Below are 16391 nucleotides of genomic sequence, written 5' to 3' on the forward strand. Positions count from 1 at the left end.
CGACGGGACTAGCGCGGCTGTGCGCGCAAGACCTCGGCGATCACGGTCAGGACCCGGTCCTCGGTCATTCGCCAGTGGGTGGCCTCGACGAGGTGGTTGTCGATGTCGCCGCTGACCGCCGCGGACCAGGAGGTGGCGCCGTGGGTGCCGGTCGGGTCGTCTGCGGCGGCGGTGAAGTAGGTGAGGGTGCCGTCGAAGGGGCGGGGGTGGTAGGCGGCGTCGAGAGTGAGGGAGGTGGTGGCCGCGGCGAGGAGGCGGTCGAGCAGGTGCTGGTCGAGGAGTCCTTCGGTGGTGGAGTCGGCGAATCCGCCGAGCAGGTCGGCGGTGGTCGCGACGGTGGGCAGGGCGGTCGCGGCGCTGGACAGGGTGCTGTCGAGCATGGCCAGGGTGGCGACCTGTTCGCCGTCTTCTTGGAGTTGGACGGCGATGGCGTGGGCCAGGACGCCGCCGAGGGACCAGCCGAGCAGGTGGTAGGGGCCTTCGGGTTGCACGGCGCGAATGTGTTCGAGGTAGAGCCGGGCCCACTGTTCGATGGAGTCGGGCAGCGGGTCGGTCGAGCTCAGGGCCGGGGATTGCAGGCCGTAGAGGGGGCGGTCGAGGTGGGCGGCCAGGCCGCTGAAGGACCAGGCGATGCCGCTGACGGGGTGCAGGCAGAACAGGGGTGCGCCGGTGCCGGTGGGGCGGATCGGCAGCAGGATGTCGAAGGCGACGTCGGTGCCCGCGCGGTCGGTGCCGCGGGTGCGCAGGGCGGTGAGGATGCCCGCGGGGGTGGGGGTGGTGAAGATCGTGGTGATCGGGACGGCGGTGGCGGTCGCGGTGGCGAGCTGGGTGGACAGGCGGGTGGCGGTCAGGGAGGTGCCGCCGAGTTCGAAGAAGTGGTCGTCCATGCCGACGCGGTCCAGGTGCAGGACGTCGGCGAAGACGTCGCAGACGGTGCGTTCGATCGCGGTGGCCGGGGCGCGGTAGGTGCGGGTGGCCAGTTCGGGGGCGGGCAGGGCCGCGCGGTCGAGTTTGCCGGTGGGGGTCAGCGGGAGTCGGTCCAGGATCATGATCGTGGCGGGGACCATGTGGGTGGGTAGGGTGCGCCGCGCCCGGTCGGTCAGCGCCTCCACGGTGGTGGTCGCGACGACGTAGGACACCAATACTGTGTCGCCCGTGCGGGTTTCGCGGCCGATAGTGACGGCGGTGGTGACCTCGGGGTGGGTGGTGAGGACCGCGTCGATCTCCTCGGGTTCGATGCGGTAGCCGCGGATCTTGATCTGGAAGTCGGTGCGGCCGCGGTAGTCGAGTTCGCCGTGGGAGTTCCAGGCGGCCAGGTCGCCGGTGCGGTAGAGGCGGGTGCCGGGGTGGAAGGGGTTGGCGACGAAGCGTTCGGCGGTGAGGTCGGGGCGGGCCAGGTAGCCGGTGGCCAGTTGGGCGCCCGCCAGGTACAGCTCGCCCGCGACGCCGGCGGGGACGGGACGTAGGCGGGTGTCGAGGACGTAGACCTGGCTGTTCCAGGCTGGGCTGCCGATCGCGACGGTGGTGGTGTCGGTGGTCGTCACGCGGTGGCTGGTGATGGAGACGGCGGCTTCGGTGGGGCCGTAGGCGTTGAACAGGGCGGTGTTCGGGGCCGCGGTGCGGAACCGGCGGGCCAGGGCGACGGGGAGGGTTTCGCCGATCGCGAGGACTCGGCGCAGCGAGGACGGGAGCGGGTGGGCGATCAGGGCGTCGAGCATGGCGGGCACGGCGTGCAGGGTTGTCACGTTCTCGCGGCGCATGAGGTCGGTGAGGTAGGCGGGGTCGCGGTGGCCGTCGGGGGCGGCCAGGATCAGGCGGGCGCCGCAGACCGCGGCGGACCAGAATTCCCAGACCGACAGGTCGAAGGTGGCGGCCGTTTTCAACAGCACGGCGTCGGTGGCGTCGAGGCCGAATTCTGTTGTCTTCCACTGCAACTGGTTGACGATCGCGGCGTGGGAGACGGCCACGCCCTTGGGGCGGCCGGTCGAGCCCGAGGTGAAGATGACGTAGGCGGTGTTCGCCGGGCGCACGGGGGCGCGGCGGTCGTGGTCGGTGATCGGGGCGGGGCTGTGGATCGACAGGTCCGTGCGGTCGATCGCCAGCACCGGGATCGAGGTGGTGTCTCGCGCGGTGGCTTCGATGTCGGCGGTGGTGAGGATCAGCAGGGGGGCCGCGGTGTCGAGGATGTGCCAGGTTCGGGTGAGGGGCTGGTCGGGGTCCAGGGGCACGTACGCGCCGCCGGCGGTGCTGACCGCGTACATCGCGACGACCAGGTCGATGCCGCGCCGCATCATCAGGGCCACCCGGGTTTCCGGGCGCACGCCCGCCTCGATGAGGTGGCGCGCCAGGCGGTTGACGCGGGCGTCGAGGTCGGCGTAGGTGAGGCGGAGGTCCTCGGCGACGAGCGCTTCGGCGAACGGGGTCGCGGACACGGTGGCGGCGAGCAGCGAGACCAGGGTGGTGTCGGGGTTCGTCTCGTGCGCGGTGTGGTTCCAGGTGTCGAGGATTCGGTGGCGTTCGGTGGGGGCGAGCAGGTCGATGGTGCGCAGCGGGGCGCCGGGGGTGGCGGTCACGGCGGTGATCAGGCGGGTGAGGCGGGCCAGGAAACCGGTGACGGTGGCCGCGTCGAACAGGTCGGTGGCGTAGGTGCAGTAGCCGGTGATGCCGGTGGGGGCGCCGTCGGGGGTGTAGCGGTCGGCCAGGATCAGGTGCAGATCGAACTGGGACAGGGCGCGGTCGAGTTCGATCTGCGACACGCTCGTGCCGGGCAGGTCCATCGCGACCTCGGTGAGGTTCTGGAAGGACAGACCGACCTGGAACAGGGGGTGGCGCGCGGTCGAGCGGGCCGGGTTGAGGACTTCCACGAGCCGTTCGAAGGGGATGTCGGCGTGGGCGAACGCTTGCAGGTCGGTGTCGCGTTGGCGGGTCAGGTGGGTGGCGAAGCTCGCGTCGGGGTCGACTCGGGTGCGGAAGACCAGGGTGTTGACGAACATGCCGATCAGGTCGTCGAGGGCGGCCTCCCCGCGACCGGCGACCGGGGTGCCGATGGCGATGTCGGGGGTGGCCGAGAGTTCGGCGAGCACGATCGCGAACGCGGTGTGCACGGCCATGAACAGGGTGGCGCCGTGGGTGCGCGCGAGTTCGGTCAGGGCGGCGTGGGTGGCGGTGTCGAGGGTGAACGGGACGCGGCCGCCGGCGTAGGACTGGATCGCGGGGCGGGGGCGGTCGCGCGGGAGTTCGAGGTGGTCGGGCAGGTCGGCCAGGGCGGTGCGCCAGTAGGCGAGCTGGGTGGCCGCGAGCGAGGTGGGGTCGGATTCGTCGCCGAGCAGGGACTGTTGCCACAGGGCGTAGTCGGCGTACTGGACGGGCAGGGGTGACCAGGTGGGGGCCTGGTCGTGGGTGCGGGCGGTGTAGGCGAGGACGAGGTCGCGGGTCAGGGGGCCGCCGGAGAAGCCGTCGCCGGCGATGTGGTGGATGGTGACGGCGAGGATGTGGTCGTCGGGGGCGAGGCGGAACAGGGTGGCTCGCAGGGGGACCTCGGTGGTGACGTCGAAGACCGTGGAGACCAGGTGCGCCACCGCGTGTTCCGCATCGATCCGAGAGGTTTCACCCTGTGATCGAGTGGAGGTCGGGTCGTCGGACCGGCTCGCGACGGTGGCGAGCTCGAGGCGGGGCACGTCCGGGTGGGTCGGGGGCAGGACGAGTTGGGTGGGGGTGTGGTCGGTGGCGGGGTAGATCGTGCGCAGGATCTCGTGGCGGGTGACCAGGTCAGTGAAGGCCTGTCGCAGGGCGGCGGGGTCGAGGGCGCCGGTGAGGTGGAGCACGACGGGGATGTTGTAGGCGGCGGTCGCGGTGTCGAAGCGGTTGAGGAACCACATGCGCTGCTGGGCCGGGGACAGCGGGAGGTGCGGTGGGCGGGGTTGCGGTGTCAGGGCGGGGCGGTGGGCGGCGCGGGTGAGGCCGGTGAGGTGGGCGGCGCAGGCGGCGACGGTGGGGGCGGCGAACAGCACGCGCACCGGGACTCGCGTGTCGACGGCGGCGGACAGGCGGGCGGTGAGGCGGGTGGCGAGCAGGGAGTTGCCGCCGAGGTCGAAGAAGTTGTCGTCGGCGCCGACCCGGTCCGCGCCGAGTACCTCGGCGAAGATCTCCGCGACCGTGCGTTCGAGCTCGGTGGTCGGTTCGCGGTAGGTGCGGGTGGTGAATTCCGGTGCGGGCAGGGCGTGTCGGTCGAGTTTGCCCGCGGCCGAGAGCGGCAGGTGGTCCAGCACGACCACGGCGGCGGGGACCAGGTGGGCGGGCAGCATCGACGCCGACCAGCGGATCAGGGCGGCAGGGTCGAGGTCGCGGCCGGTCACGTAGGAGACCAGGGCGGTGGGGTTCTCGGTGCCGACGGTGAGGGCGAAACTCACCTGGGGGTGGCGGGCCAGGACGGCGTCGATCTCGCCGGGTTCGATGCGGAAGCCGCGGATCTTGATCTGGAAGTCGGTGCGGCCCAGGTATTCCAGCTCGTAGGTGTCGCCGTGGACCCAGCGCACGAGATCGCCCGTGCGGTACATGCGGGTTCCCGGCGCGGCCCACGGGCAGGCCACGAAACGGTCGGCGGTGGCTCCGGGGCGGGCGTGGTAGCCGCGCGCCAGGGCGGGGCCCGCCAGGTACAGCTCGCCGGTGGCGCCGACGGGGACCGGGTGCAGGCGGGCGTCGAGGACGACGGCGCGCAGGCCGGGCACGGGGCGGCCGATGGTGACCCGGTCACCGGCACGCAGGGCGGCGTAGGTGGCGCCGATGGTGGTCTCGGTGGGGCCGTAACCGTTGAGGAAACTGCGGCCGGGCTGCCAGGTCGCCAGCAGGTCGGCGGTGGTGGCCTCGCCGCCCGCCGACACGCACAGCAGGTCGGGCAGGCTCGGGTCCAGGGTGCTCAGCAGGGCGGGGGTGATGATCGTGTGGGTGACGCGTTCGGTGCGCAGCAGCTCGTCCAGGTCGGTGCCGCCGAGGGTGTCGGGGGGTGCGATGACCAGGGTGGCGCCGTGGTGGAAGGCGGTGGCCAGCTCCTCGATCGACTGGTCGAAGCTCGGTGAGCAGACGTGGAGCATGCGGTGGTCGTGGCGCAGGCGCATCAGGGCGGCGGAGTGCGCGACCAGGGCGGCCAGACCGGCGTGGGTGATCGAGACGCCCTTGGGCAGGCCGGTGGAGCCGGAGGTGTAGATCGTGTAGGCGATGTTGTCGCGGCGCAGGGGGGCGCGGCGGTCGCGGTCGCGGACGGGGGTGGCGGATCGGGTGGCGATGGCGGCGCGGACGGTGGGGGCGTCCAGGGATAGTCGGCGCAGGTCGCCGGGCAGGGTGTGGGCGCGGTCGGCGACGGTGAGGGCGAGAGTCGCGCCGGAATCGGTGAGCATGTGGCGGACGCGGTCGGCGGGGTAGTTCGGGTCGACCGGGAGGTAGACGCCGCCGGCTTTGGCGATCGCCCAGAAGGCCAGGACCGACTCGTAGGAGCGGGGGATGGCCGAGGCGACCACGGTTTCGGGGCCGACGCCCTCGGCGATGAGGTGGCGGGCCAGGCGCGAGGAGTCGGCGTCGAGGGTGCCGTAGGTGTAGGAGGTGGCGTTGTCGCGCACGGCGACGCGGTGTTGGCCGAAGCCGGTGCCGCGGACCAGGAGGGCGGGCAGGGTGCCGGTGGTGGTGGCGGCGGGGGCATCGCCCAGGTGGGTGAGGAAGGTGTGTTCGGCGTGGTCGAGCAGGGGCAGGTCGCCGATCGGGGTGTGGGGGTTCTCGGCCGCCGCGGTGAGCAGGCGGAGGAGGCGGTGGAGGAAGGTGGTGGCTTCGTGGGTGTCGAAAAGGGTGTGGGGGAAGTCGAATTCGAGGGTGGTTGCTGCCTCGGACTCGGTCACGATGACGGCGAGTTCGTCGGCGGCGCGCTGGCGTAGCGGCGAATCCTGTTGACGGGAAAGGATATTCGGCGTGGGGTCGGATTCGTCGGTCGCGTGCGGGGTCGATCGGTACTCGAGGCAGACCGGTGGCAGGGAGTTCAGGCCGAGGAGGTGGGGAAGGTCGGCCAAAGGGATTCCGGCGTGGGTCAGGGCTCGGGACTCGGTGGCGGCGGACCGGCTGAGGAGGTCGAGGAAGGGGGCGGTGTGGTCGATGGTGGTGCGCAGCACCAGGTTCGGGGTGCGGATCGCGAGGTCGTCGGCGCCGGACAGGCGCGACAGCAGCACGGCCAGGGCGGTGCGGATCAGGGTCGGGCGGGTCACGGTCGCGGCGTCGGCGAAGGCGTGAAGTGCGCGGAGGGTGGCCGGCGGGATCGTGAGACGGGTACGACCGCGTTGGGGGGTGCCCGCGCGGTCTGCTCGTGCGGATGCCGGGTTGCGTTGTGCCGGTGCGCTACTGGTGGGGTGCGCGAGGTGGCCGGTCGGGAGTGGGAGGTGGGTGGGCAGGTCGGCCAGGGTGGTGCGCCAGAATCGGGAGCGGGTGATCGGGTCCGTCGGGTCGGTGGCGAGGCGGTCGACGAGGGTGGTCACGGGGGTGTTCGGGGCGGTGACGAGGTGGTGCAGGGCGGTGCGGAGGCGGTCGGTGATCGCCTGGGCCACGGGGTCGGCGACGAGGTCGCGGCGGTATTTGAGCTGGACTCGGGTGCGGGCGCCGAGGAAGACCAGCACGGTGAGCGGGTAGTGGGTGTGGTCGGCGCCCTGGAGGTCGTCGATGCGCAGGTTGTCCAGGGCGCCGCCAGCCTGTTGCAGGCCCTCGACGTCGACGGGGTAGGACTCGAACGCGAGCATGGTGTCGAACAGCTCCCCCAGCCCGGCCACGCGCTGGATCGCGCCGAGGCCGAGGTGGTGGTGGTCGAGCAGGGCGGCCTGCTCGCCCTGGACGGCGCGGAGCAGATCGCTGACGGTGTGGTCGGGTTCGACGCGCACGCGCACGGGCACGGCATCCACGAACAGGCCGATCATGTCGCCGACACCGTCGAGTTGCGGAGGTCGGCCGGAGACGGTGGCGCCGAAGACGATGTCGGCGCGGGCGGTGCTCGCGGCCACCACCAGGCCCCAGGCGGCCTGGAACACGGTGTTCGGGGTGACCTCGGCGGCGGTGGCGACCGCGGTCAGGGCGGCGGTGCGGGTGGTGTCGAACTCGAATTCGCACAGGCCGTAACCGGTTTCGGTAGCGCGCGGCCAGGTCAGTTCGGGGGCGATCATGGTCGCCGACACCCCGGTCAGGACCTGCGACCAGGCGTGTTCGGCGGCGGTGCGGTCTTGGCGGGTGAGCCAGGCGAGGTAGTCGCGGTAGGGGCGCACCGCGGGCAGGACGGACTCGTCGCCGTGGGTGGCGTAGAGGACGAGCAGTTCCTTCATCAGCAACGGCATGGACCAGCCGTCGAGCAGGATGTGGTGGCCGGTGAGGACCAGGTGGTTGCGGCCCGAACCCGTCGCGTAGACGGTGAAACGCAGCAGCGGGGCCACGGCGGGGTCGAAACCGGCCCGCTGGTCGGCCGCGAGCAGGGCGGGCAGGGCGGCGTCGGTGGTCTCGACCGTGCGGAAGGGGGCTTCGACGGTGTCGGCGACGAGTTGGACGGGGGTGCCGTCGGGGGTGGTGACGAAGGCCGAGCGCAGGTTGGCGTGGCGGCGCAGGACCGTCGCGGCGGCGTGGCGCAGGCGGTCGGTGTCGAGGGTGCCGGTCAGTTCGACCATGAGCTGGATGACGTAGGCGTGCACCGATTCGTCGAGTATGTCGCCCAGGGCGAGCAGGGAATGCTGCAGCGGTGAGAGCGGCAGGACATCGGAGAGGCCGGGATGGGTGTGGCGCCAGGTGTTCAGGTCGGTCTGGGAGACCTGGACCAGGGCGACATCGGCGGGGGTCAGGCCGCCCGCGCAGGGGTGCAGGGTGTGGTCGGCCAGGGCGGTGAGCCAGTTCGTCCAGTCCTCGGCGAGTTCCTCGACATCGGATTCGGTGAGGATGTTCGTGGCGAAGCGGAAGTTGGCGCGCAGGCGCGGGCCGGTGTCGGTGGACGCGGCGATGGTGTTGATGTCGAGGACGGTGTGCGCGGGTAGGGCGGGGTCGTAGTCGACGTCGATGTCGCCGAGTTCGGCGGTGGGGAGCCAGGCGGTGTCGCCGGTGGTGGGTTCGGCGGTGGTGGCGCGACCGAGGTAGTTGAAGCCGATCTGAGCGACGGTGCCGGACAACAGGTCTCGGGTTGTCGGCGACTGACGGAGCAGGCCGAAACCGATGCCGTGGTCGGGAACGGCCAGGAGCTGTTCCTTGACCGTGCGGATGGTGGCGGCGAGGGCTTCGTCGTCGAAGGTCGACGGTTTGATCGCGGACAGGTCGATGACGACGGGGTAGACGGTGGTGAACCAGCCGAGAGTGCGGGTCAGGTCGGCGCCGGGGACCGCGTCTTCCTGGCGGCCGTGGCCTTCCAGGCGTAGGCGCAGGGCGGGGGCGTCGATGCCGCGCCGGGCCCGCCACACGCGCACGGCCAGGGCCAACGCGGTCAGCAACGGGTGGTCGGCGCCCGCGCGGTACTGGGCGGGCAGGGTCGTGAGCAGGGGTTCGGTGATCTCGGTCGGGATCTCGACGGTGATCGAAGCCGCAGTGGACTCGGTGTCGAGGGTGGGGTCGAGCGGGCGGGTGCCGAGTAACGGGTCGGGGGTGGTGAGGGTGTGCTGCCAGTGGGCGAGTTCGGGGGTGCGGTCGGCGGTGGTGAGGCCGTGGGCCCAGCGGCGGAAGGAGGTGCCGACCGGGGGCAGGGTGATCGGGTTGCCCGCGCTGTGCTGGGACCAGGCGATCACCAGGTCGGGGAGCAGGATGCGCCAGGAGACACCGTCGATGACGTAGTGGTGGGCGGCTACGGCGAGGACATCGGGGGCGTGATGGCGGCGGATCCAGGTGAAGGCGATCATGCGGGCCGCGGCGGGGTCGAGGGCGGACAGGGCCGAATCCATTGCGGTGGAACCGATTCGGGTCAGGTCGTCCATGGCCGGGGGCAATGGTGTCGTGGCGGCATCGGCTGGGCGGAGGTGGGTTTCGTCGGTCGGACCGGCGAGGTCTTCGGTTGGTTCCCACGAATCCGCATCGAGTTCGGTGATGAGGGCGTCGATGTCGATGGCGTGGGGTGGTAGGACCTCGAGCTGCCAGTTTTCGCCGTCGGGGCGCAGGCGGGCGCGGAGCATGTCGTGGTGGTGGATGACCGCGGTGATCGTGGTGACCAGGCCCGCGCGGTCGATGGTGTCGGGTAGGGCCAGGACCATCGTCTGGGCGAAGCGGGCGCTCGAGCCGGTGGTCAGGGCCTCCGACAGGACCGGGGTGAGGGGGATGTCGCCGATGCCGCCGCCGGGGAGCTCGGCCAGGACGAGGGTGTCGGGGCTGTCGGGGGCGGCGACGGTGGCCAGTTCGGCGACGGTGCGGTGGGCGAAGACGTCGCGGGTGGTGAAGACGAGGCCGGCCGCGCGGGCGAGGGAGACGAGCTGGATCGAGGAGATGCTGTCGCCGCCGAGGGCGAAGAACGAATCGTGCACGCCCACCGAGGCGACTCCCAGGACGCGGGCGAACAGGTTCGCCAGCAGGGTTTGGGTGGCGTCGGCCGGTTCGACGGTGGGGGCGACGGCGATGGTCGGTTCGGGCAGGGCGGCGCGGTCGAGTTTGCCGTTGGGGGTCAGCGGGAGGGCGTCGAGGACGACGATCGCCGAGGGGACCGCGTGGGCGGCGAGGTGGTCCGCGGCGTAGGCGGTGAGGGCGGCGGGGTCGGGTGTGTGGGGCTGTGCCGCAAGGACATAGGAGACCAGGGTGGTCGAGCCGGACGGGGTGCGCCTGCCCACGGTGACGGCGAAGTCGACCGAAGCGTGGGCGACGAGCACGGCGTCGATCTCGCCGGGTTCGACGCGGAAACCGCGCACCTTCAGCTGGGTGTCCACGCGGCCCAGATAGTCGATCTCGCCGGTGGCGCCCCGGCGGACCAGGTCGCCCGTGCGGTACATGCGGGCGCCGGGCGGGCCCCACGGGTCGGCGAGGAAACGGGACGCGGTGGTGATCGGCTGGTTGCGGTAGCCGCGAGCCATGGCCTCGCCGGTGAGATAGAGCTCGCCGGTCACGCCCGGGGCGACGGGGTGCAGGCGGGCGTCGAGGATCAGCGCGTGCGTGCCGGGCACGGGGGTGCCGATCGAGATGGGTTGTCCGGCAGTGAGTTCGGCGTAGGTGGAGATGATGGTGGTCTCGGTGGGGCCGTAGCCGTTGAGGTAGCGGCGGCCGGGCTGCCATTTCGCCAGCAGTTCGGGGGTGGTGACGTCGCCGCCGACCGAGAGGGATCGCAGGTCCGGCAGGCGTGCGGGGTCGAGCGTGCCAAGGACGGCGGGGGTGATGATGGCGTGGGTGACCGACTCGGCGGCGAGCAGGTCGGTGAGGTCGATGCCGCCCGCGGTGTCGGCGGGGGCGATGACCAGGGTGGCGCCGGTGGACAGGGCACACAGCCATTCCAGGACCGACGGGTCGAACCAGGGGGAACAGATGTGCAGGAAGCGGTGGTGGGGTTCGAGGGCGTAGCGGCGGACGGCCTCGCCCACCAGCGGGGCCAGGCCCGCGTGCGTCACTGTGACGCCCTTGGGGAGGCCGGTGGAGCCGGAGGTGTAGAGGAGGTAGGCGGGGTGATCGGGGCACAGTGGGGTGCGGCGGTCGGCGTCGGTGACAGGGGTGGTGGGGAGGTCGGTGCTCGATCGGTCCAGGTCGTCGAGGGTCAGCCGAGTGACGGTGTCGGGGAGGGGCTGGTCGTGGGCGGTAATGACCAGGGTCGCGCCGGAGTCGGTGAGGAGATGGTGCAGGCGGTGGGTGGGGTTGCGGGGGTCCATCGGGACGTGGATGCCACCGGCGGCGGTGATCGCCAGGGCTGCGCAGACCATGTCGGCCGAGCGTGGAAGTGCTACGGCGACAGGGACTTCGGGGCCTACGCCGAGGGCGATGAGGGCGCGGGCGTGACGGGCGGTTCGGCTCGCCAGTTCGCCGTAGGTGGTGGTGCGGTTGTCGTAGCGTAGGGCGGGGCGGGTCTCGCCCTGGGCCAGACCACGGGCTATCAGGTCCGGGAACAGGGTCGCGGAGGTGGTGGGGGCGGGTCGGGTGGTGAGGGTTGTTTGTTCCGCTGGGCTCAGGAGCGCGAGGTCGCCGACGGGGGTTCGGGGGTGGGCGATGGCTTCGGTGAGGAGGCGGATCAGGCGTTCGGCGAAGGTCGCTACCGTTGGCCGGTCGAAAAGGGCGGTGGCGTAGGCGAACTCGGCGGTGATGGGGTGGTGGTCACCGCTGATCGGGGAAGTGTCGGCCGCCGAGAGGCTGGATCCGGTGTCGGTGCGACCGGCGCTGGGCTCGGGGGCGGTCGGGAGGTACAGGGACAGGATGAGGTCGCGCGGGGTCGCGCCGGGTACCGGGCCGTGCTGGTCTGCTGTGAATGTCCGCTGCGCCGCCTTACGCCGGCACGAGAACTCCTCGACCCGCAACTCGACATTTCGGGCCGTAGGTGCCTCGGATGCTATGCGGGGCAGACCTTTTCGGGCCAAAGCGCGGTGGGCGACCGCGGTAGCTTCGGCGAGAAGGTTGTCGAGTGGGATGTCGACGGGCACAGGAAGTCGCAGGAGATGGATGCCGTCCGCGTTCACGGTGTCGATCGCGATGTCGGCGGTGTTCGACAGGCGGGCCAGCAGGACCGCGAAGGCGGTGTGGACGACGGTGAAGACCGTGGTCTCGTGCGATCGGGCGAAATCGTGGACGAGCGCGGGGATCTCGAAGGTGAGGTGATCGTCGGGGCGCACGGGGTTCGAGGGGCGGGGGCGGTCGGTCGGCAGGGGCAGTTCCTGCGGGAGGTCGGCCAGGGTCGTGCGCCAGTAGGCGGACTCGGTGATGGGGTCGTCGCGCTGGTCCAGGGTGTTTCGCAGGTCGGCGGCGGTGCGATCCGGTGTCTGCACGAGGGTGTCGAGGACGGTGCGCAGGCGCTCGGTCAGCGCCTCGGCAACCTCGGAATCGACCAGGTCGCGGCGGTACTGCACGCCCACCCGGATGCCCTCGCCCACCTCGACGCCGACGGCCACGGGGTAGTGGGTGGCGTTGGCGGCGTGGACATCGACGATCTCGAGGCCGTCGATCGCTTGGCGCATGCCGTCGGTGTCGACCGGGTAGGACTCATACGCCATGAGGGTGTCGAACAGGTCGCCCGCGCCTGCGGTGCGCTGGATGTCGGCCAGGCCGAGGTAGTGGCCGTCGAGCAGAGCGATCTGCTCGGACTGCAACCGCGACAACAAGGTTCGCAGCGAGGCGGTCGGGTCGAGGCGGACGCGCACGGGGATCGTGTTGGCGAACAGGCCGACCATGCCGTCGACACCGTCGAGCTGCGGCGGGCGGCCCGAGACCACGGCGCCGAACACGACATCGTCGCGGCCGACGGCACCGGCCAGCACCAGACCCCAGGCCGCCTGGAACACGGTGTTGACAGTGACGTCGCAGGCGGCCGCGCAGGCGGACAACTCCTTGGCCTCGACCGGCGACAGGTCGAGGGTGCACATGCCGTAGCCCGCGGCCTGTGCGGTCGGCGGCTCGAGGGCGGCGGTGAGCAGGGTCGGCCGGTGGCCGGACAGGGCTTCGCGCCAGGTACGCAGGGCGGTCGCCCGGTCGCGGTCGGCGAGCCAGGCCAGGTAGTCGCGGTAGGGGCGCACCTGCGGCAGGACCGGGCCGAGGCCGTCGGTGGCGTAGCTGATGAGCAGTTCGCGCATCAGCAGGGGCATCGACCAGCCGTCGACGAGCAGGTGGTGGGCGGTCAGGATCAGGTGCATGCCGTCGGGGCGACGGTAGAGGGTGAAGCGCAGCAGCGGCGCGGTGCTCAGGTCGAAGCCGGTGCGGGCCTCGGCGACCAGGAACTCCTCGGCGTCGGCGCGGTCGGTGTCGAGGATCCGCCAGGGGACCACGGGGCCCTCGGCGACGAAACCGACCGGGGTGCCCGCCGCCGAGGTGCCGAACGCGGTGCGCAGGATGGCGTGGCGGTCCAGGACCGTCTGGGCGGCACGACGCAGGCGGTCGGTGTCGACCTCGCCCGCCAGTTCTACCGCGAGTTGGACCAGGTACGGGTCCGCGGGCGACATCTGGGCGAGGAACAGCAGGCCCAGTTGGAGCGGGGCAAGCGGGACGACGTCGGTCAGGCCGGGGCGTTCGCGATGCCAGGTGTCGAGTTCGGACTGGGTGACCTCGACCAAGGGCACGTCAGCGGGGGAAAGGCCGCCCGCCGCAGGACTTTTCAGGTGCTCGGCGAGGGTTGTCAGCGCCTCGGTCCAGCAGTCGGCCAGTTCTCGCACCGCGGACTCGTCGACGATGTCGGTAGCGTAGGAGAACGAGGCGCGCAGCTGTAGGCCGGTGTCGGTGGTGGTGGCCATGGCGTTGATGTCGATGACTGCGGCCGCGGGCAGGTCGGGGTCCTGGGCGGCGGTGGGCTCGCCCCAGTCCGCGGTGGGAAGCCAGCTGTGGTCGGTGGGGACATCGCCGGTCGAGAGCCGGCCCAGGTAGTTGAAGCCGATCTGGCCCAGGGAGCCGGTGAGCTCAGCAGCCGAATCGGGGTCGAGGTGGCGCAGCAGGCCGAAACCGATGCCCCGGTGCGGGACCGCACGCACCTGTTCTTTGACGGCCTTGACCGCGGCGGCGGTGGATTCGCCCGCGTGCCAGACCGTTTCGCTGTCGACCTCGCTCAGGTCGAGAGCGACGGGGTACATGCTGGTGAACCAGCCGACCGTGCGGGTCAGGTCGGCGCCGTCGAGGGCGGACTGTTCGCGGCCGTGGCCCTCGAGCCGGACCCGGGTGGCGGGGGCGTCGATACCGCGGCGGGCCCGCCAGGTGCGCACAGCCATCGCCAGTGCGGTGAGGAGACCGTCCTCGGCGCCCGCGCGGTAGCGGGCGGGCAGATCGGTCAGGACCGCTTCGGTGGTGCGCGGGGGGATTTCGATGCTGAAGGTGCGGACCGTCGAGGCGGTGTCGGCGGGCTCGAGCGGACGTTCGCCCAGCAGCGGGTCGGGGACGGACAGGGTCGAACGCCAGTGGTCGAGTTCGTCGCGCCGGGTGGTGGCTACCTCGGTCAGGCCGTGAGCCCAGCGGCGGAACGACGTGCCGACCGGGGGCAGGGTGATGCGCTGGCCCGCACTGTGCTGCGACCACGCCGACACCAAGTCCGACAGCAGGATTCGCCACGAGACACCGTCGATGGCGGCGTGGTTGACGGCGACCACCAGGCCGTTCGGGCCGTCCTCGCGGACGAGCCAGCCGAAACCGATCATCCGATACGACTGCGGGTCGAGGGTGGCCAGTGCCGATTCCATGGCGGTGTCGGCGAATTCGGCCAGATCGGTGGTGCCGGCGGGGACATCGACGTGGGTGAGCAGGCTGTGCACGTCGACCGCGCCCGGGGCGAGCGCGTGCAGCTGCCAGGTGCCCTCGACTTCGCGCAGACCGGAGCGCAGCATGTCGTGGTGGTCGATGACCGCGGACAGGGTGTCCACCAGGGCATTTCGGTCGATATCGGCGGGGAGCGCGAGCACCATCTGCTGGGTGAAGCGACTGAACACGCGACCGCCCGCCACCGACGCCGCCAGCACCGGCGTCAACGGCATCTCGCCGACACCACCGCCCGGCAGTTCGGCCAGGGTCGGGGTGGAATCCGCGCCCAGCACCGCCACCCGGGCCAGACCGGCGATCGTGCGGTGCTCGAACACCTGCTGCGGAGTGAAGGAGATGCCGGCGTTGCGGGCGCGAGAGACGAGCTGGATGGACAGGATACTGTCGCCGCCCGCCGCGAAGAAGGAATCCTCGGCGCCGATGCGTGCCACGCCCAGGATCTGAGTGAACAGTTCGGCGATCGCCGTCTCCACCGGGCCCTCGGGAGCGCGGGACGAGACAGTGTCGAAGACAGGAGCGGGCAGGGCGGCGCGGTCGAGTTTGCCGTTGGGGGTCAGGGGGATCTCGTCGAGCTGCATTACGACGGTCGGGACCATGTGCGCGGGCAGGGAGGTGCCGACGAAACGGGCCACCTCCTCGGTCGAAATAGCTTGGGAAGCCAGGACATACGAGACCAGGACCGTCGCGCCCGAGTCGGCTTTCACGCCGAGGGTGACCGCGTAGTCGATATCGGGGTGGGTGGTGAGCGCGGCGTCGATCTCGCCCAGTTCGACGCGGAAACCGCGGATCTTGACCTGGAAATCGGAGCGGCCCAGATACTCGAAATCGCCGTCGCTCGTGCGACGCACCAGGTCTCCGGTGCGATACATGCGGGCACCCGGTCCCGCGAACAGTGAGGCGACGAAACGTTGCGCGGTCAGGGCGGTCCTGCCGTGGTAATTCCGCGCGAGCGCGGGACCGGACAGATACAGCTCACCCGCCACACCCACCGGCACCGGACGAAGACGCGAATCCAGCACTGTCGCACCGACTCCGGCCAGAGCCGAACCGATCGTGATCGGCTCACCCGGCACCAGCTCGGTGCTGCCCGTGGCGAGAATGGTCGCCTCGGTCGGGCCGTAGCCGTTGAAGAACGCGCGGCCGGGAGCCCAGCGGTCGACGAGGGTCGGGCCGAACGCGTCACCCGCGACAACCACCACGCGCAAGGCTTCGAGGTTGTCGGGGTCGACCGATTCCAAGGCGGCGGGGGTGATCAGCATGTGCGTCACGTGTTCGCGGCGCAGCAGGTCGGCGAGGTCGGGGCCGCCGAACACCGTCGACGGGGAGATCACCAGGGTGGCACCGGCATTGAACGTCAGCAGCAGCTCGAGGACGGAGACGTCGAAGTTCGGGGAGCACACGTGCAGGACGCGGTCGCCCGGCTCGACCGCATAGCGGTCCCGGGTCGCCGCCACCAGGGCGCCCAGGCCGGTGTGGGTGACCACCACGCCCTTGGGGCGGCCGGTGGAGCCCGAGGTGTAGATGATGTAGGCCGGGTGCTGGTCGGTCAGGGGGCGGACGCGGTCGAGGTAGGAGATGGGGTGGGTGGGGTGCTCGGCGAGGTGGTCGGCTTCCACATCCAGCCATTCGACGGTGTCGCCGAGCTTGTCGCGGTGCGCGCAACAGGTGAGGCCGAGGATCGCGCCGGAATCCTCGAGGACGTAGGCGATGCGCTCCGCGGGGAGGGCGGGGTCGACGGGGACGTAGGCGGCGCCGGTCTTGGCTACCGCCCAGATCGCGGCCACCGACTCGATCGAGCGGGTGAGACCGAGCGCGACGATGTCGCCGGGGCCGATGCCGCGGGCGAGGAGCTCGCGAGCCAGCCGGGTGGAGTGCGCGTCGAGCTGGGTGTAGGTGAGCTCGCGGCGCTCGCCGTCGGCAGGGGAGTAGGAGACGGCGATCGTGTCGGCCGCAGTGTCCACAGCGGCGGTGAGGAGTTGGGCGAAGAGGGGAGTGCT

Annotated in this window: 1 protein-coding gene; it reads right to left on the reverse strand. The window is 71.4% G+C overall.

The window, feature by feature from the left end:
- Window positions 1–8: 8 nt before the first annotated feature.
- Window positions 9–16355: an amino acid adenylation domain-containing protein gene (locus tag ACFP3H_RS04605; RefSeq protein ID WP_378600069.1), complete on the reverse strand. Its 16347-nt coding sequence runs from the start codon at window positions 16353–16355 to the stop codon at window positions 9–11.
- Window positions 16356–16391 lie beyond the last annotated feature (36 nt).

Origin of the sequence: Nocardia lasii, assembly GCF_042658545.1 — a bacterium.
Classification (GTDB): domain Bacteria; phylum Actinomycetota; class Actinomycetes; order Mycobacteriales; family Mycobacteriaceae; genus Nocardia; species Nocardia lasii.